Genomic DNA, 18,029 nt, shown 5'->3' on the forward strand with positions numbered 1-18,029 from the left:
CTCCAGGGTAGGTGGTCTTCCTGGGTGGTCCGGTGGGTGCGTCCGGCCTCAGAGCGGCGTGCTCTGGTCGTCGAAGACGTAGATGGAGCCGCCGTAGCAGGCCACCCAGACGGTGTGGGTGACCGGGTCGTAGTCGATGCCGATGGGGTTGGCGTCCACGTTGACCGTGTCGATGACCTCCATGTCCGAGGTCCGGATCTTGGCGACGGTCGCCTCGTTGTAGTTGACGACGTAGATCGCCTTCTCGTCCGGGGACATCGCGACGCTGCGCGGCTCGAGCCCGGGCGAGACCTGGTCGACGATCTCGTCGGTCTCGGTGTCGATCTTGAAGATGGTGTTGCCCGCGCTGGTCGTGAGGTAGAGCGTCCTGCCCTCGTCCGCCAGGTTGAGGTGCCGCGGCCGCAGCGCGGTGTTCATCACGACCTCGCTGGTGCGGGCGGCGATGTCGACCTTGTAGAGCTCCTCGGCATACATCGCGACGGCGTAGGCGGTGGTGTTGTCGGGCATGACGACGACCCCGCGTGGTGAGGCGCTGAGCTGGATCGTGTCGACCTCCTGCGCCTCCTCCGTGTCCACCACGGAGAGCGTGGCGTCGCACCAGTTGCTCACCAGCAGCGTCTTCTGGTCCGGGCTGATGGCGAGGTACTTCGGGACCGCCCCGACCTGGATCACCTGGTCCCAAGCCATCTCCTCGGCGTCGAAGCGGTAGACCATGGAGTCGCCGACGCCGCTGTCGGCCGTGCAGGCGTCGAAGCCCTCGATGCCGAAGTTCTCGCCGTACATCGTGTACTGCGACACGTAGGCGTAGCGGCCGTCGGAGGTCCAGACCGCCTCCACGGGCGAACCCTCGGAGATCCCCGGATGCCCCTCGATGCCGAACTCGGACAGGTCCAGCTCGTCGTCGAGCACCTCGATCTGCTCCCGGGTGGTGGAGTCGAAGACGGTCGAGGTGTGGCTGTACATCATGTTGTTGGCGATCATCAGGCCGTGCCCGGAGGCCATGACCGATTTGGGCGTGAGGCCACCGGTGAGGTAGTCGACCTGCTCCATCGCCGTGGTGTCGCTGGGGAGCTCGGCGGCGGTCGGCTCCTGCTGCCAGATCTCGGGCTCCTCCGGCTCCTCGGCGGAGGTCTCGGCCTCGGCAGACTCCTCTTCCGGTGCGGCGTCCTCGGCCCCGTCACCGTCCGCGCCGTCCTCCGCTGAACCGTCCGCGGCGCCCTCGGTCCCGTCCTGCTCCGCCTCGGCCTGCGCCAGGTCGGCGGTGGTGCCCGAGTCTCTTCCCCCCAGCACCTGACTGAGGCCCCATCCCCCGACGAGGAGGAAGACGAGCAAGGCCCCGAGGACCAGCCGTCGGCGACGCACGTGCACCGGGTCGTGGCTGACGCGCATCTCCGTCAGCGCCCCCGCTCCCGGGCGGTGCCGCCCCCGATCCCCGTCCGCTCCGGAGCGAGGGTTGTGCAGATCATCGTTCGCCATACGGTGCCACCACCACGTCCACGCGCTGGAACTCCTTGAGATCCGTGTATCCGGTCGTCGCCATCGCGCGACGGAGCGCACCCATCATGTTCGTGGTGCCGTCGGCCGTGCGCCCCGGACCCAGCAGCACCTCTTCCAAGGTACCCACCGTGCCCACCTGAACCTTGGTGCCACGCGGGAGCTCGGCGTGGTGCGCCTCGCTGCCCCAGTGGAAACCGCGGCCCGGCGCCTCCTCGGCGCGCGCGAGGGCGGCCCCCAGCACCACTGCGTCGGCACCGCAGGCGACCGCCTTGACGAGCTCGCCGGAGACGCTGGTGCCGCCGTCGGCGATGACATGCACGTAGCGGCCGCCGGACTCGTCGAGGTAGTCGCGCCGCGCAGCGGCCACGTCGGCGATCGCCGTGGCCGAGGGGGTGTGAATGCCCAGCGAGGTCCGGGTGCGGTGCGTCGACCCCCCGCCGAAGCCCACGAGGACACCGGCGGCACCGGTGCGCATCAGGTGCAGGGCCGCGGTATAGGTGCCAGCCCCGCCGACGATGACCGGGACGTCCAGCTCGTAGATGAAGCGCTTGAGGTTGAGCGGCTCCTGCCGGCTCGAGACGTGCTCGGCGGAGACCGTGGTGCCCCGGATGACGAAGAGGTCCACGCCCGCGTCGACCACGGCCTTCCAGAACTGCTGCGTCCGCTGGGGCGACAGGGCCCCGGCCACGGTCACGCCGGCGTCCCGGATCTGGCGGAGCCGCTGGGTGATCAGCTCGGCCCGGATCGGGGCGGCGTAGAGCTCCCGCATCCGCGCGGTGGCCTCCTCACCGGCCAGCCCGGCGATCTGGGCCAGCGCGTCGGTGGGGTCCTCGTAGCGGGTCCAGAGCCCCTCGAGGTCGAGCACGCCGAGGCCCCCCAGCCGGCCGAGGGCGATCGCGGTCTCGGGCGAGACGACCGAGTCCATCGGCGCCCCGATGACGGGGAGGTCGAAGTGGTAGGCGTCGATCTGCCAGGCCAGCGACACGTCCTCGGGGTCGCGCGTCCGCCGGGAAGGGACGACCGCGACGTCGTCGAAGGAGTAGGCCCGGCGGCCCCGTTTTCCGCGTCCGATCTCGATCTCGCTCACCGGGTCAGGCTACCTGCCGCCACGGCCCGTCCCGGCCGGACATCCCGGCCCCTCCCCCGAATTCGACCACGGGAATCGTCGCCATGGCGACGATTCCCGTGGTCGACATCGACGGTCAGCGTCAACGGTCAGCCGTAGTTGGGAGCCTGGGCCGTCATCTCGATGTCGTGCGGGTGCGACTCCTGCAGGCTGGCCTGGGTGATCCGGACGAAGCGACCCTGCGCCTGCAGCTCGGGCACCGTGCGCGCGCCGACGTAGAACATCGCCTGCCGCAGGCCGCCCGCCATCTGGTGCACGACCGCGCTCGCGGCACCGCGGTAGGCCACCTTGCCCTCGACGCCTTCGGGCACCAGCTGGTCGTCGCTGGCGACCTCGGCCTGGAAGTAGCGGTCCTTGGAGAAGGACCGCTTGCCCCGGCTGCTCATCGCGCCGAGCGACCCCATACCCCGATAGCTCTTGAACTGCTTGCCGTTGACGAAGATGAGCTCCCCCGGGCTCTCCTCGCACCCGGCGAGCATCGAGCCCATCATGACCGACTCGGCACCCGCGACGAGCGCTTTGGCGATGTCGCCGGAGTACTTCATCCCACCGTCGGCGATGACGGGCACGTCGGCCTGCCGCGCCACCTCGGCCGCCGCGTGGACGGCGGAGAGCTGCGGCACGCCCACGCCCGTCACGACCCGGGTGGTGCAGATGGCGCCGGGGCCGACCCCGACCTTGACCGCGTCCGCCCCGGCCTCGACGAAGGCCCGGGCGCCGGCGCCGGTGGCGATGTTGCCTCCGACGACCTGCACGTGCCGCGTGGCCGGGTCGGTCTTGAGCCGCTGCACCATCTCGATGAGCATGCGGACGTGACCGTGCGCGGTGTCGGCGACGAGGACGTCGACCCCGGCGTCGACGAGCGTCGTCGCCCGCTCCCACGAGTCGCCGAAGTAGCCGATCGCGGCTCCCACGAGGAGGCGGCCGTGGCCGTCCTTGGACGCGTCCGGGAACTGCTCGCTCTTGACGAAGTCCTTGACGGTGATGAGGCCCTCGAGACGGCCCTCGTCGTCGACGAGCGGCAGCCGCTCGCGCTTGTGCGCCCGCAGGATGGAGTTCGCCTCCTCGCGGCTGACGTCCGCCTTCGCGGTGACCAGCGGCATCGGCGTCATGACGTCACGGACGTAGGTGCGGTCCCACTCCGCCACGGGAGTGAACCGCAGGTCCCTGTTGGTGCAGATGCCGAGGAGCCGGCGCTCGGGGTCGACGACGGGGAGCCCCGAGACGCGGTACTGGCCGCAGAGGTGGTCCAGCTCCTCGAGCGTCGCGTCCGGGCCGATCGTGACCGGGTTGGTGATGCGGCCGGTCTGGGTGCGCTTGACGAGGTCGACCTGGTAGGCCTGGTCCTCGATCGAGAGGTTGCGGTGCAGGATGCCGATGCCCCCCTGGCGCGCCATCGCGATCGCCATCCTGGCCTCGGTCACCGTGTCCATGGCGGCGGACACCAGCGGGAGGCGCAATGAGATCTCCCGGGTCAGGCGGCTCCGGGTGTCGATCTCGTCCGGCGTGAGGTCCGTCTCCCCCGGCAGCAGCAGGACGTCGTCGTAGGTCAGCCCCATCCGGGCGAAGTCGTCGGGAAGGCCGAAGGAGTCGCCGCGGGTCATGTCTCGATTCTAGGCGTCCCGGCCCCCTCTGCCGGCCCTCGGTCCCCCCACCCCTTCCCGCTGAGGTGTGGCACAAAGTAGTCTGTGACGCAGACGAGACACGCGTCACACTCAGTTCGTTCCTGACCCAGGGCCCGTAGGGGGTACTCAGGACGGCGACGAGTCCCCGCCCCCTGAGAGGAGCACCCGACCGTGGCCGAGACCGCCCAGCAGCCGGGCCCCGTGGCAGATCTGTGGGAGTGGCAGTTCGCCGGCGCCTGCCGCACCACCAGCCCCGAGGTCTTCTTCCATCCCGAGGGCGAGCGTGGCCCGGCCCGTCGCCGCCGTGACGAGCGCGCCAAGCAGGTCTGCGCCAGCTGCCCGGTGCTGGAGCAGTGCCGCACCCATGCCCTCGCCGTCCGCGAACCCTACGGCGTCTGGGGCGGGATGACCGAGGAGGAGCGCGCCGCGCACTACGACGCGGTCGACGCCGCCCGGCGCCACCCGACCCGCTGACCGCCGTCCGCAGCGAGCAGCCGCGACGACAGCGACCTTCATCCCTCCGTCCCACGGATGACGAGGCCCCGGCAGGAGATCCTGCCGGGGCCTCGTCGTGGGCGGGGCTGCCTCAGTGGCTGTGCCCGTGACCCGACTCGTCCTCGTCCTCCGGCTTCTCGACGACCAGGGTGTCGGTCGTGAGCACCATGGAGGCGATCGAGGCGGCGTTGCGCAGCGCCGAGCGGGTGACCTTGACCGGGTCGATGACGCCGGCCGCGAAGAGGTCGCCGTACTCGCCGGTGCTGGCGTTCAGGCCCTGGCCCGACGCGAGCTCACCGACCTTGGTCGTGGCGACGTAGCCCTGGAGCCCGGCGTTCTCCGCGATCCAGCGCAGTGGCTCGACCGCGGCCTTGCGGACGATCGCGGCACCGACGGCCTCGTCGCCCGACAGACCCAGCTCCTCCGCGGCGGGAGCCGCGTGGACGAGGGCCGAGCCGCCACCGGCGACGATGCCCTCCTCGATCGCGGCGCGCGTGGCGGAGACGGCGTCCTCGATGCGGTGCTTCTTCTCCTTGAGCTCGACCTCGGTGTGGGCGCCGACCTTGATGACGCACACGCCGCCGGCCAGCTTGGCGATCCGCTCCTGCAGCTTCTCGCGGTCCCAGTCGGAGTCGGTCGCGGCCGCCTCCGCCTGGAGCTGGGCCACGCGGTCGCTCACGGCCTGGGCCTCACCCGTGCCCTCGACGAGGGTGGTGGTGTCCTTCGTGGACACGACGCGCCGGGCCTGGCCGAGCACCTCGAGGCCGACCGACTCCAGCGACAGGCCGACCTCCTCGGCGACGACCTGGCCGCCGGTGAGGATCGCCATGTCCTGCAGCATCGCCTTGCGCCGGTCCCCGAAGCCGGGGGCCTTGACGGCGACCGCGTTGAAGGCGCCACGGATCTTGTTGACCACGAGGGTCGACAGCGCCTCGGCCTCGACGTCCTCGGCGATGATGAGCAGCGGCTTGCTCTGGCCGACGACCTTCTCCAGGATCGGCAGCAGGTCGGAGACCTTGGAGATCTTGCCCTGCACGAGCAGGACGTAGGCGTCCTCGAGGACGGCCTCCATCCGGTCCTGGTCGGTGACGAAGTACGGCGAGAGGTAGCCCTTGTCGAACTGCATACCCTCGGTGAACTCCAGCTCCATCGCGGTCGTGGAGGACTCCTCGACCGTGATGACGCCGTCCTTGCCGACCTTGTCGAAGGCGTCGGCGATGAGCTCGCCGATGGTGGTGTCCTGCGCCGACAGCGCGGCCACCTGAGCGATCTCGTCGCGGCCCTCGAGCTCGCGAGCGGTCTCGAGGAGCCGGTCGTTGATGGCCGAGACGGCCTGGTCGATGCCGCGCTTGAGCCCCGACGGGGCGGCGCCCGCGGCGACGTTGCGCAGACCCTCCTTGACCATGGCCTGGGCCAGGACCGTCGCGGTGGTGGTGCCGTCACCGGCGATGTCGTTGGTCTTGGTCGCGACCTCCTTGGCCAGCTGGGCCCCGAGGTTCTCGTAGGGGTCCTCTAGCTCGACCTCACGCGCGATGGTCACGCCGTCGTTGGTGATCGTGGGGGCGCCCCACTTCTTGTCGAGGACGACGTTGCGGCCCTTCGGGCCCAGCGTCACCTTGACGGCGTTCGCGAGGGCGTCCACGCCCCGCTCCAGCGCCTTGCGGGCGCTGTCGTTGAACTCCAGCTGCTTCGCCACAGGCGGTCAGCTCCTTTCAAACAGGTATGTCGTGAGCGCGGGTCAGGCGGTCGCCGCGCGGGCGCGCCCCGGTCGCCGGGAGTGGCGGCCGGGGCGAGCCTGGGTCCCGTCGGCTCGGCCGACGGGGTGATGCAGGTGCGTCAGCCGACGATCGCCAGCACGTCGCGGGCCGAGAGGATGAGGTACTCCTCGCCCGAGTACTTCACCTCGGTGCCGCCGTACTTGCTGTAGATGACCTTGTCGCCGACGGAGACGTCCATGGGGACGCGGTTGCCGCTGTCGTCGATCCGGCCCGGGCCGACCGCCAGGACCTCGCCCTCCTGGGGCTTCTCCTTGGCGGTGTCCGGGATGACCAGACCGGAGGCGGTGGTCTGCTCGGCCTCGACGGCCTTGACGACGATGCGGTCCTCGAGCGGCTTGATGGAAACCGACACGGTTACCTTCCCTTCGTGGGTCGACCGGCGGGACGCCGGCCGGGGTGGTCGTTGGTGCGTGGTACCCACTCCCTCCGCGGACGCCCACCGCCGTCGCGGGGATCGGTCGGCGCTCGCGGCTGGCACTTGCGTGCCGAGAGTGCTAGGTCGAATCTAGGCACGCACTTAGCACTCGGTCAAGCCGAGTGCCAACACCGTCGGGGGGCTCCGCCCCCCAACCACCCCCCACCGGCCTCCGGCCGAGGCGACCACCCGCACCGTCGGGGGGCTCCGCCCCCCAATTACCCCCCACCGGCCTCCGGCCGAGGCGACCACCCGCACCGTCGGGGGGCTCCGCCCCCCAACCACCCCCCACCGGCCTCCGGCCGAGGCGACCACCCGCACCGTCGGGGGGCTCCGCCCCTTCGGCCCGCACCGGACGCATGTTCTGCACGGACCGGCCGCGCCGTGCGCGGCCTAGAGCATGACCTGCAGAGGCTGGAGGATGCGCTCCACCAGCCGCTTGTGCGCGCCGCGCGTCTGCCAATCCTCCAGGGTCAGCTCGTGGCAGTGCTCGAGATCGGTGCGGAAGATCTGCTCCATGTGCTCCGCCTGCTGCTCGTCGACGACCTCGAGGTTGATCTCGTAGTTGCCCTGCAGCGACAGCCGGTCGATGTTGGCGGTGCCGATCGTCGCCCACCGCCCGTCCACGGTCATCGTCTTCGCGTGCACCATGACGTCGTGGTAGAGGAAGAGCCGCACCCCGCCCTCGAGCAGCTTCTCGTAGTAGGACTGCGCCACCACGTCCGCGAGGACGTGGTTGGAGCGCTCCGGCATGACCACGCGGACGTCCACCCCGCGTGCCGCTGCGGTGAGCAGCCCGTGCAGGATCTCCCGGTCCGGTATGAAGTAACCCTGGGTGATCCAGATCCGGTGCACCGCGCGGTCGATCGCCTCGAGGTAGAGCGCACGGACGGGGTAGACGACCCGGCTGGGCTCGTTGCGCATCGCCTGGATGCTGACCTGCCAGTCGGTCGTGCCACTGTCCGGCAGCGCCGGACGGTGCTTGCCCCGGTGCCGGTTCCAGAAGTCGACGAAGGCGTTCTGCAGCTCCCACACGCTGCGCCCGACCACCCGGACGTGGGTGTCCCGCCAGCTCGTGGCATACAGCGACCCGATGTTGTAGCCGCCGACGAAGCCGACGGTGCCGTCGACCACGAGGATCTTGCGATGGTCACGGCCGGTGGCGCGGATGTCGATGATCGGCAGGCTGGTGCGCAGGACCGGGAAGCGCAGCAGGTGCACCCCCTCGGGGAAGTCGTAGAACTCTCGCGGCACCACCAAGTTGGCGAAGCCGTCGAAGACGAGGCAGACCAGCACCCCCCGCTCGGCAGCCCGCACCACCGCGTCCTTGAAGGCTTGCCCGACCTCGTCGCCCTTCCAGATGTAGGACGCGAGGTAGACGTAGTCCTCCGCGGCGTCGATGGCGCTGAGCATGTCGGCGTAGAGGTACTCGCCGTAGGTGTAGGTCGTCACCTCCGAGCCGTCGACGCTCGTGCTCATCGGGTCGGCGACGGGGGCGTCGCGGTCGACGTGGTCCCGCCGCTTGCGCAGCGCGTCGGCCGCGGTGATCCCGGCCGCCAGCGTGAGCTGGCCCGCCACGGCTGCACCTGCCGCGGCCACGGCATACCGTCGACCGCGCCGCAGGAGCCGGTGGACCTTGCGGGAGAAGAGGCGAGGCATGGCGTCAATCTAACCCCGGCGACAATGGCGGCATGCGCACCGACCCAGCCGCCGATCTGCTGGCCCGCCTTCGGGTCGGTCCCGGCGCGGAGCTGCTGCGCGGGCTGCCGGACTACGACGAGAGCCGGACGCTGGCGCTGACCACGCGGTTGCGCGAGGAGGGGCACGACCTGGATCTGGTGGCGGCCGCCCTCACCCAGTCCCGGCTGCGGGCCCGCGCCCGGGCCCGCCTCGGGCCGCTGGCCGACGAGCTGCTGCTGACCCAGGACGGCCTGGAGCAGGCCACGCGGCCCGGGGTCTCCCGGCGCCGCGCGGCGCGTTTCGTCGCCGCCGGGGTGCGCCAGGTCACCGACCTCGGCTGCGGGCTGGGACTGGACGCGCTGGCGCTCGCCGACGCGGGGTTGGAGGTGACCGCGGTGGAGCGGGACCCGGTCGTCGCCGAGGCGGCCCGGGCCAACCTCGCCGCGCACCCGTCGGCGCGCGTGGTCGGCGGGGAGGCCGACCACATGCTGCGTGCCCGGCTGGACGGAGCCTTCCTCGACCCGGCGCGCCGGACTCCGGGCGTGGCTGACGCCGGTGGTCGCACCCGGCGACGCTTCCGGCTCCAGGACCTCTCGCCCTCGTGGGAGCTGGTGCAGCAGGTCGCCGCGCGGGCCCGCGTGACCGCCGCAAAGCTGGCGCCCGGCTTCCCCCGGCGCGAGATCCCTCCGGGCACGCTCGCGGAGTGGGTGTCGCTGGACGGCGACGTGCTCGAGTGCACCCTCTGGTGGGGCCTGCCCGGAACCGGCGAGCGCCGGCACCGTCTCGCCGTCGTCGGGCGCACCTGCCCGGACGGCGCAACCTGGCACGAGGTGGGTCCACCGGAGGTGGAGCCTCCCCCGCTGCAGGACGCCTCCGGTCTCGGACCGTGGCTGGCCGAGCCCGACGGCGCGCTCCTCGCCGGTGACCTCGTCGGCGCTCTCGCCGATCGGGTCTCCGGGGCCGAGATCAGCGCCGGTTCCGGCTACGTCAGCGCCCCGGCGCGCGTCGACCTCCCGTTCGCGCGCTGGTATGCCGTGCAGGAGGTCCTCCCCCTCCACGCCCGCGCGGTGCGCGGCTGGCTCCGGGAGCGTGGCGTCGAGCAGGTGACGCTGAAGAAGCGTGGCGTGCCGACCGATCCGGAGGCCTTCCGGCGCGAGCTGCGGCTGCCGCGCCGGCCCCGCGGAGGCATGGCGACGCTGGTCCTGACGACCGTGGCGGGCACGCCGCGCGCGCTCGTCGTCGAGCCCGGCTGACCCGGGTCAGGCCCGGGCGGCGCGCCCCCTCGGCAGCGCGACGAAGCGCTCGACGTCCGAGATGCGACCGGAGACCACCAGTTCATCCCCCTGCTCGACGACCGTCTCGGGCACGGCATACGTGAACGGCTCTCCGGGCCGCTTCACACCCACGACCGTGATGGTGTGCCGAGTCCGGACCGCCGAGTCGGCGAGGGTGCGCTCCCACGTCTCGACCGGCGCCGTGCACCGGGCGATGGCGAACTCGTCCTCGAACTCCAGGTAGTCGGCCACCTCGTCGGTCACCATGTGCGCCACCCGCTGGCCCATGACGTACTCCGGGTAGATGACCTGCGTCGCGCCGATGCTCGCCAGGATCTTGCCGTGCTTGCGCGTGATCGCCTTCGCATAGATCCGCTCCACGCCGGCCTCGCTGAGCGTGATGACGCTGAGCACGCTGGACTCGATGTCGGACCCGATCGCCACGACGGCGCGGTCGACGTCACCGACGCCGAGCTGGCGCATCGCCTCCCCGTCGGTGGCGTCGGCGACCACGGTATGCGTGAGCTCGTCGGCATACCGCTGCACCCGGCGCTCGTCGGTGTCGATCGCGAGGACCTCCACCCCCTGCCGCACCAGCGACTCGCAGACGGCGGTGCCGAAGCGGCCCAGTCCGACGACGAGGACGGTCGGCACCGTGCCCCGGCCCTCCGGGCGGGGCCTGGGTCTCTTCCTAGCCAACAATGGGGCGCTCCTCCGGGAGTCGGTAGTGGCGACGGCGGGTGTTGAGGGCAAGGGCCGCCGCCACCGTGATCGGCCCGAGCCTGCCGAGAAACATGAGCAGCATCAGCACGCCCTGCGCCGCCGGGGGCAGCTGGGCGGTGATGCCGGTGGACAGGCCGACGGTCGCGAACGCCGAGACCACCTCGAAGGCCAGGTCCAGAGAGGGCAGGTCGGTGAGGATCATCATGACGATCGTCGCGACGATGACCAGGCCCACGGCGAGCAGCGCCACGGAGAGCGCCTGCCGCTGCACCGAGGTGCCGATCCGGCGACGCCCGATGACCACGTCCGGCTCACCGCGTACCTCCGACCAGATCACCGCGGCGAGGATGAGGAAGGTCGTCACCTTGATGCCGCCGGCCGTGCCCGCGCTGCCGCCGCCGATGAACATGAGCACCATGGTGATGGCCTCGGTCTCATCCGTCACCCCCGCGTAGTCCACGCCGTTGAAGCCGGCGGTGCGGGGAAAGACCCCGCCTCCGAGGGCGCCGACGGCCTGCCCCCAGGGCCCCAGCCCGGACAGCGTGCCCTCCGGGCGCGCCTCGAACACCCAGAACGCCGCCACCCCGAGCAGCGTCAGCGCGAGCGATCCCCAGACCGTCAGCCGGGTGTGGACGCTCCAGGTGCGCGGCCGACGGCGACGCGCGAGCTCCCGGACCACCGGGAAGCCCAGGCCGCCCACGACCAGCCCGACGCACAACGGCCCGATGATCCACAGGTCCGAGACGAAGCCGACGACGCTGTCGCTGTAGAGCGCGAAGCCGGCGTTGTTGAAGGCCGACACGGAGTGGAAGGCCCCGTGCCACAGGGCCGTGCCCCAGTCGTAGCCGTAGCCGATCCGGAAGCGCACCGCGAGCGCCAGCCAGACCACGCCCTCGACGGTCAGCACGACCTGGAGCATGCGGACGACGATCCGTCGCACGTCACCCAGCGACCGCGAGTGCGTGTCTGCCTGGGCGGCCAGCGAGGTGCGCAGACCGAGGCGTCCTCGGACGGTGAGCGCGATGAGCGTGGCCAGGGTCATCACGCCGAACCCGCCGATCTGGATGAGCACGAGGATGACGACCTGACCGAAGGGTGACCAGAAGCTCGCCGTGTCGACCGTGACGAGCCCGGTCACGCAGGTGGCGGAGACGGTCGTGAAGGCGGCTGCCATGAGGTCCGGACCGACTCCGGGAGCGCGGGAGACGGGGAGGCTGAGCAACGTGGTGCCCACGAGCACGACCAGGACGAAGCCCAGGGTCACCATGCGGGCCGGGTGGGCCCAGAAGACGCGCACGAAGACCTATGGTGCGCCTGCCGGATCCGGGGCGGCACGCCGGGTCCTCCGCGCGGCCGCCACCGCAGACTGCGCGGGCAGTCACGACATACCGCGCGGCCAGTCACGGCAGACCGCGCGGCCAGTCACGGCATACCGCGCGGCCAGTCGGATTCAGGCGCTGCGGATCTGCTCGACCGGCTGGGAGGAGTCAGCCGGCAGGTCGAGCCGGCTGGCCTCGCGGCCCCGGGTGACGAGCTGGGCACCGAGGGCGGCGACCATCGCCCCGTTGTCGGTGCACAGGCCGGGGCGGGGCACCCGCAGCCGGATGCCTGCCGCGTCGCAGCGCTCCTGGGCGAGCGCACGGAGCCGGCTGTTGGCGGCCACGCCGCCGCCGATGAGCAGGTCGTCGACACCGTGCTCGGCGCAGGCGAGGACCGCCTTGCGGGTGAGGACGTCCACGACCGCCTCCTGGAAGCTGGCGGCGACGTCGGCGACGGGCACCGGCTCCCCCGCCTCCTCTCGAGCGCGGACCCAGCGGGCGACAGCAGTCTTGAGGCCGGAGAAAGAGTAGTCGAAGCGGTGCCGTTGCAGGTCGCGACCCGAGGTCAGGCCGCGCGGGAAGTCGATGGCGACCTGGTCGCCCTCGCGGGCCACGCGGTCGATGTGCGGCCCGCCGGGGAAGGGCAGCCCCAGGACGCGCGCCACCTTGTCGAAGGCTTCCCCCGCGGCGTCGTCGATCGTCGCGCCGAGGGAGCGCACGTCCTCGGTGACGTCCGGGACGAGGAGCAGGTTGGAGTGTCCCCCGCTCACGAGCAGCCCCATCGTCGGCTCCGGCAGCGGCCCGTGCTCGACGACGTCGACCGCGACGTGGGCCGCCAGGTGGTTGACGCCGTAGATCGGCACCCCGAGCCCGACAGCGAGCGCCTTGGCCGCGGCGACGCCGACCAGCAGCGCGCCGGCCAGGCCTGGCCCGGCGGTCACGGAGACGGCATCGACGTCCTGGAGCCGCACGCCGGCCTCCCGGCAGGCCCGTTCGATCGTCGGGACCATCGCCTCCAGGTGGGCCCGGCTGGCGACCTCCGGCACGACTCCACCGAAGCGGGCGTGCTCGTCCACGCTGCTGGCGATGGCGTCGAAGAGCAGGGTCTCGCCCCGGACCAGCCCGACCCCGGTCTCGTCGCAGCTCGTCTCGATCCCGAGCACCAGGGGTTCACTCATCGTCCAGCTCCTTGCGCATGACCAGCGCGTCGACGCCGCCTCGGTAGTAGCGCGGCCGGGTGTGCACCACCTGGTATCCGCGGGTGTCGTAGAGCCCACGGGCCGCCCCGTTGTCGGCGCGCACCTCCAGCATGATGCCGTCGGCGCCCGCGGAGCGAGCCACCGCGTGCAGGTGTTCCAGCAACCGTGCACCCAGGCCCGTCCCGCGCGCCTCGGGATGGACCGCGACCGTCATGACGTCGGCGACGTCGCCGCCGAGGTCGAGGCCGGCATACCCCTGCAGTCCGTTCTCCCCGCTGCCGTCGTCGGCGACGACGTAGTGCCGCCGCGGCCGCTGCGCGAGCTCGGCCCAGAGAGTCGGCTCGTCCCACGGGTCGTCGGCGAAGGCGGCCCGCTCCACGTCCGCCAGCCGAGGTATGTCGCGCCAGCTCGCCTCCCGCAGCCGCGTGGTCGTCGCGGTCACGGCGACCGCATCTCCACGGCGTCGGGCCGGCGCAGGTAGAGCGGCTCCGGCGCGAGCAGCAGGTCCGCCGACGCCGGATCAGGGTGGTCTCCCGAGCGCAGGGCGATCGCGAGCTCGGCCAGCGCCGCGGCCGACACGTCGAGGGGCCCGTCCGGCAGGGGGGCGGTGAGAGCGTCGGGATAGAGCGACGGGCCGCGGCCGACGGTGGGCAACGTCCGCACCTCCTCCGGCAGGTCACCCGCCCGCGCCACGGCGGGGCCGTCGAGCCGGCGCGCCCCCTCGGGGCGCACGTCGTAGGTGGCCCAGTAGACCTCCTTGCGCCGGGCGTCGGTCGCCACCAGGAGCGGTCCGGTATGCCGGCCGCGCACCTCATGCGCCAGCGCGTCGAGCGAGCAGATGCCGGTCGGCGCCGGGAGCCCTCGGCTCAGCGCCAGGACGAGGGCGGTGACCACACCGACCCGTAGCCCGGTGAACGGGCCCGGCCCCACCCCGCAGACGATCGCGTCGAGGTCTGCTGTGGACGCACCAGCCTGCTCCAGGGCCGCGGCCACGGCCGGGGCCAGCAGCTCCCCGTGCCGCCGGGCGTCGTGCTCGGTGATCTCCGCGCGCACCTGGTCGCCGTCGTGGAGCGCGGCGCCCATGGCGGAGGTGGCGGTGTCGATCGCGAGCAGCACCGCCTCAGGTTAACGTTGGGGCTGTTGGAGCCCCCGTTCGACCTACGCACAAAGGATGGCTGATGTTCACCAGTTTCTTCGCCCCCACCATCGAGGTCAGCGCACACTGCGACCTGCCCTGCGGTGTCTATGACCCCGCGCAGGCCCGCATCGAGGCCGAGTCGATCAAGGCGATCTGCGAGAAGTGCCGCGACAACGACGACCAGGAGTTCCTCATCCGGGCGACCCTGATCAAGGAGCAGCGCTCCGAGCTCGTCAAGCACCACCTGTGGGTGCTGTGGACCGACTACTTCAAGCCGCCGCACTTCGAGAAGTACCCCGAGCTGCACACCCTCGTCAACGAGGCGACCAAGCTCGCCGGTGCCGCCGGCACCAAGGGCACGCACTCCGTGGAGACCGCGGACGAGCTGCTGGCCAAGATCGACCGGATCGCCGAGATCTTCGCCGAGACCAAGAAGGGCTGACGCCCACGATCTGTGCGTCAGGGCCGCTCCCGTGAGGGGGCGGCCCTGATGTGTGTCCGGGCCGAGGCCGACCGGGGCCGCTGGCCGACAAGCACGTGGCTCGACAGGCTCGGGGACTGGGCTCCGAGGTGCCCGGGGGTCCTCAGTCCCGCAGCTCGGCCGCCTGCGCCGGGGTGAGCACGCCCCGACGCTCCAGCTGCCGGATGAGGGCGACCACGACGAGCGGGTCGAAGTCGTGGGGGGTGTTGCGCAGGATGCGCTCCACCGCGTCGACCGGGCTGTGGCCGCCGACGAGCCGGGTGGCCCGGCCGGTGAGGTCGTCGTAGGCGGAGACGACGCGCACGATCCGCGAGGCGACCGGCACATCACCGCGCTGTTGCGCGCGGTGGTGCGGGATCCCGACGTCGGCGACCAGCGAGGCCAGGTGGGACAGCTCGGCGGTGCGGGCCAGGATCGCCGAGCCGGTGCCGGCGATCCGACGCTGGTCACGCCCGGACACCTCCACCGTCGCCCCGCCGGGGACCGGCCGGAGCAGACCGACCTGGCCGATGTCGTGCAGCAGAGCCGCCGCCTCGACCTCCGAGAGGTCGGTGCCCTCCACCCCCAGCTCCCGGGCCACCGGGACCGCCAGGGACGCGACGCGGGCGCTGTGACCGGCGGCGGTCAACCCCGCCTCCTCCGGGAGCCGCGCCAACGCGAACATGGTCTGGCGCTGCGCCAGCCGGATGCTGCGCTGCCGGGCCACGGCGGGCTGGAGCACCAGGAGCGGCACGAGGAAGAGCATGAGGCTGGCGGGGCCGAGCTCGGTGAGCGCGAGCGCCATGACGACGGCCGTCGAGGCCGTGGCCAGCGCTACCGGCCCGTGCCTGCCCAGATCGGTGAACAACGCCGAGCGCACCGACTCCCGGCCCTGGAGTCCGCGCCGGGCGGCTCGGACCATGATCGGCACCGAGACGGCGACGACGGCCACGACGAGCAGCGCCAACGCGATGAGCGCGATGCTCCCCTCTGGTTCCCAGATCTGCTCGAAGAGACTCCTGCCGAAGGGTGCGTCGATCCGCACCAGCAGCCCGGCGATGAGCGCGCAGCTGCACAGGCGCAGCAGATCCTCGACCAGGTGTCGGGGGCGGCGGCGCGCTGCGGCCACGAGCAGGACGGCCGCGGCGCACAGCAGGAGCGGCCCCAGGACGCTGGGCAGCGCGTGCGGGGCGGCCTCGGAGATCGGCCAGGCGGTGGACATCGCCAGGGCCAGCGCCGTCGCCTGCGACAGGGGCGCGTCCCGCACCCGGCTCGGTGGGGCCACGCGCCAGGCCTCGCCGATGATCATCGCGAGCAGTCCGACGAGCGCGACGACCCACGTCAGCGCCATCGCCGCCCCCTCGGCCCTCGGCCGGCGTCCCCGGCCCTCATGGCTGGCGTGCCGCCGGCTCGGGCTGCCAGTCGGCGAAGGAGTCGCTGACGCGGGGGTGGTCGTGGTCCGGCAGCCGGCGCACGGACTGGCTGGCCGAGGTGCCGGGCCCCGACGTGCGCGCGGCAGCGCCCTGCCGGCCCACCACGGAGTCGAGCGCGGCGACCACCGCCGGGTCCAGATGGGTCCCAGCCCGCCCGTGGATCGCGGCGAGCGCCACGGCATCGGTGTCGGCGCGACCGTCCGGCCCAGAGGTCAGCGCGTCGAACGCGTCGGCGACGGCGATGATCCGGGCCGACAGGGGGATGGCCTCGCCCTGCAGGCCCGAGGGGTATCCGCGTCCGTCCCAGCGCTCGTGGTGGTGCGCGATCGCCGGGAGCGCGCCCGCGAGGAAGTCCAGCCCCCCGAGCACGTTGACCCCGGCCTGCGGATGTGCGCTGAGCGCGGTGAGGTAGTCCACGTCCGAGCTCTTGGCCTCGACCGGCAGCTCGGGCCGGACCACGATCATCCCGATGTCGTGCAGCAGGGCGGCGTAGCGCAGTTCCTCCGCCTGGTGCCCGCGGACACCGAGCTCGGCCCCCAGCGCCTCCGCCAGGTCGGCGACCCGGGCGCTGTGGCCCACCGAGGCCGGATCGGCCTGCTCCAACGCCGCCACGAAGGTGGCGACCGTCTCCTGGTGCTCGCGTCGGGCCAGCGCCTCGCGACCGATGGTCCAGTGCGCCACCAGGAGCGGCCCGAGGATGAACAGCGCCGCCCACGGACCGAGGCCCACGGGGCCCCACAGCACGACGAAGAGAAAGCCGATGACGACGTGCGTGAGATAGGCCCAGCCCAGACTCCGGAGGGCCGACTGCGCCACGGTGAGCACCCGCGTGCCGCGCACCACGGCCGACATCGCACCGATACAGAGCGCGTTGACCACGGCCATGACGGCATACGCGATTCCCAGCGGGACTCCGACCCGCAGCAGCAACCACTCGGTCGATGTCGGCACGTCAGGGATGAGCCGCCCCCCGACGAGCAGGTAGCAGACGCCGCCGGCAGCACCCACGGCAGCGGTCATCGCCGCGTTGAACAGACGCGTCTGCCAGGTGCGGGCGCGGACGTCGGCGAGATAGGACAGCCCGCCCACGAGGGTGGCGCCGACCGGTCCGGCCAACGGGATCGTGGCAGCCAGGACGACGGTGGCCACCGAGATGCCCCAGTGCGGCCCCAGGCCCCGCTCACGCAGCAGCACGCCGACCGTCGCGAGCCCGAGTAGCAGCGCCAGGACTCCCGGCCCGACGGCAGAGTCCAGGTGGAGCCAGGCCCGTCCGGCGAGCGCCATCAGCGTCGCCAGCGCCGCGAGTGCGGCGATGAGAAGCGTCACCGGCACGCGCGAAGGGCGTGGATCGCGTCGATCCACGCCCTCGCTACGGGTGTTTCCCTGCGTCAGTCCTCCCAGGAGATGATCTGGATGGCGTTCCACAGGGCGTCGAAGAAGCCCGCGTTGGCGACGAAGTCCGCGATGAGCTGCAGCATGATGGTGTCCTTCCGTTGGTGCTCCTGGAGGGGTAGGAGCATCATCAGCCAGGTCGGCTGGCCTGCGTCCTAGGGTCCCACAGCACGCCCGGACAGGCAGGACCCGGAAGCGCCTGCTGGGCGAATCTTGAACAACTCTTTACTCTTTATGTGACCGAGATCACATGGCCTGGCCCGCCGGGGCGCTGTGGGACACTGGGGCAGCACCGACAGACCATCACCGACCCCGGGAGGACCGATGAGCAAGCGCGCCCGCAAGCGTCGTGACCGTAAGAAGAAGGCGGCCAACCACGGCCGCAAGCCGAACGCCTGAGACCACCCGTGCACCGATGCGTGGTGCACGACGACGAGGGCCGACCGGGATCATCCGGTCGGCCCTCGTCGTACGG

At 72.0% G+C, this 18,029-nt stretch carries 17 protein-coding genes; 4 read left to right on the plus strand and 13 right to left on the minus strand.

The features are described 5' to 3' along the window. Window positions 1–48: 48 nt before the first annotated feature. The 3 genes from AC5PYY_RS15565 to guaB all read right to left on the minus strand — a co-directional run bounded on the left by AC5PYY_RS15565 (window position 49) and on the right by guaB (window position 4,227). Window positions 49–1,476, minus strand: a complete 1,428-nt coding sequence (locus AC5PYY_RS15565) for a YncE family protein (protein WP_493897689.1) — start codon at window positions 1,474–1,476, stop codon at window positions 49–51. After that, entirely contained in the window at window positions 1,463–2,584 is a 1,122-nt protein-coding gene (locus AC5PYY_RS15570) for a GuaB3 family IMP dehydrogenase-related protein (protein WP_493897690.1), read from the minus strand. Before AC5PYY_RS15570 ends, AC5PYY_RS15565 begins: the two co-directional genes overlap by 14 nt. A 128-nt stretch (window positions 2,585–2,712) precedes the next feature. Next, complete coding sequence (guaB, locus tag AC5PYY_RS15575; protein WP_493897691.1) at window positions 2,713–4,227, minus strand: IMP dehydrogenase; 1,515 nt, start codon at window positions 4,225–4,227, stop codon at window positions 2,713–2,715. Window positions 4,228–4,419: 192 nt separating this feature from the next. Between guaB and AC5PYY_RS15580 the strand changes: the two genes are divergently transcribed. Continuing rightward, window positions 4,420–4,722 carry a WhiB family transcriptional regulator gene (locus AC5PYY_RS15580; protein WP_493897692.1) on the plus strand — a complete coding sequence of 101 codons (303 nt, stop codon included), beginning with the start codon at window positions 4,420–4,422 and terminating at the stop codon, window positions 4,720–4,722. 112 nt (window positions 4,723–4,834) lie between these two features. Here AC5PYY_RS15580 and groL read toward each other — a convergent pair whose 3' ends face one another. The 3 genes from groL to AC5PYY_RS15595 all read right to left on the minus strand — a co-directional run bounded on the left by groL (window position 4,835) and on the right by AC5PYY_RS15595 (window position 8,595). Then, window positions 4,835–6,439, minus strand: coding sequence for a chaperonin GroEL (gene groL / locus AC5PYY_RS15585; protein ID WP_493897693.1), 1,605 nt, complete (start codon window positions 6,437–6,439; stop codon window positions 4,835–4,837). 140 nt (window positions 6,440–6,579) lie between these two features. Continuing rightward, window positions 6,580–6,873 carry a co-chaperone GroES gene (gene groES, locus AC5PYY_RS15590; protein WP_493897694.1) on the minus strand — a complete coding sequence of 98 codons (294 nt, stop codon included), beginning with the start codon at window positions 6,871–6,873 and terminating at the stop codon, window positions 6,580–6,582. A gap of 456 nt (window positions 6,874–7,329) precedes the next feature. After that, complete coding sequence (locus tag AC5PYY_RS15595; protein WP_493897695.1) at window positions 7,330–8,595, minus strand: phospholipase D-like domain-containing protein; 1,266 nt, start codon at window positions 8,593–8,595, stop codon at window positions 7,330–7,332. A 32-nt stretch (window positions 8,596–8,627) separates the two neighbouring features. On the opposite strand from AC5PYY_RS15595, the gene AC5PYY_RS15600 reads away from it, so the two are divergent. After that, on the plus strand, window positions 8,628–9,869 hold the full coding sequence (locus tag AC5PYY_RS15600; protein WP_493897696.1) for a THUMP-like domain-containing protein: 1,242 nt from the start codon (window positions 8,628–8,630) through the stop codon (window positions 9,867–9,869). 6 nt (window positions 9,870–9,875) lie between these two features. Here AC5PYY_RS15600 and AC5PYY_RS15605 read toward each other — a convergent pair whose 3' ends face one another. The 5 genes from AC5PYY_RS15605 to tsaB all read right to left on the minus strand — a co-directional run bounded on the left by AC5PYY_RS15605 (window position 9,876) and on the right by tsaB (window position 14,247). Then, window positions 9,876–10,544: a potassium channel family protein gene (locus tag AC5PYY_RS15605; protein WP_493897697.1), complete on the minus strand. Its 669-nt coding sequence runs from the start codon at window positions 10,542–10,544 to the stop codon at window positions 9,876–9,878. A gap of 37 nt (window positions 10,545–10,581) precedes the next feature. Beyond that, the gene (locus AC5PYY_RS15610) at window positions 10,582–11,910 is read right to left on the minus strand and encodes a TrkH family potassium uptake protein (RefSeq protein ID WP_493897698.1); all 1,329 of its coding nucleotides are present in this window, start codon (window positions 11,908–11,910) and stop codon (window positions 10,582–10,584) included. 153 nt (window positions 11,911–12,063) lie between these two features. Beyond that, entirely contained in the window at window positions 12,064–13,110 is a 1,047-nt protein-coding gene (gene tsaD, locus AC5PYY_RS15615) for a tRNA (adenosine(37)-N6)-threonylcarbamoyltransferase complex transferase subunit TsaD (RefSeq protein ID WP_493897699.1), read from the minus strand. Continuing rightward, window positions 13,103–13,573 (minus strand): ribosomal protein S18-alanine N-acetyltransferase, encoded by a 471-nt coding sequence (gene rimI / locus AC5PYY_RS15620; protein ID WP_493897700.1) that lies wholly within the window; start codon window positions 13,571–13,573, stop codon window positions 13,103–13,105. The genes tsaD and rimI overlap by 8 nt, the downstream gene beginning before the upstream one ends. After that, window positions 13,570–14,247, minus strand: a complete 678-nt coding sequence (tsaB, locus tag AC5PYY_RS15625) for a tRNA (adenosine(37)-N6)-threonylcarbamoyltransferase complex dimerization subunit type 1 TsaB (protein WP_493897701.1) — start codon at window positions 14,245–14,247, stop codon at window positions 13,570–13,572. Before tsaB ends, rimI begins: the two co-directional genes overlap by 4 nt. Before the next feature lie 62 nt (window positions 14,248–14,309). Here tsaB and sodN point away from each other — a divergent pair, with 62 nt between their 5' ends. Beyond that, window positions 14,310–14,711, plus strand: a complete 402-nt coding sequence (gene sodN, locus AC5PYY_RS15630; RefSeq protein WP_493897702.1) for a superoxide dismutase, Ni — start codon at window positions 14,310–14,312, stop codon at window positions 14,709–14,711. Window positions 14,712–14,853: 142 nt separating this feature from the next. Here sodN and AC5PYY_RS15635 read toward each other — a convergent pair whose 3' ends face one another. Continuing rightward, complete coding sequence (locus AC5PYY_RS15635; RefSeq protein WP_493897703.1) at window positions 14,854–16,080, minus strand: HD-GYP domain-containing protein; 1,227 nt, start codon at window positions 16,078–16,080, stop codon at window positions 14,854–14,856. Between the two features lie 37 nt (window positions 16,081–16,117). Next, a complete protein-coding gene (locus tag AC5PYY_RS15640; protein WP_493897704.1) occupies window positions 16,118–17,494 on the minus strand; it encodes an HD-GYP domain-containing protein in 1,377 nt (458 codons plus the stop codon). A gap of 384 nt (window positions 17,495–17,878) precedes the next feature. Here AC5PYY_RS15640 and AC5PYY_RS15645 point away from each other — a divergent pair, with 384 nt between their 5' ends. After that, window positions 17,879–17,953, plus strand: coding sequence for a 50S ribosomal protein bL37 (locus AC5PYY_RS15645; RefSeq protein ID WP_373288732.1), 75 nt, complete (start codon window positions 17,879–17,881; stop codon window positions 17,951–17,953). Window positions 17,954–18,029: the final 76 nt, after the last annotated feature.

It is taken from the genome of Serinicoccus sp. JS2-9, from assembly GCF_059025165.1.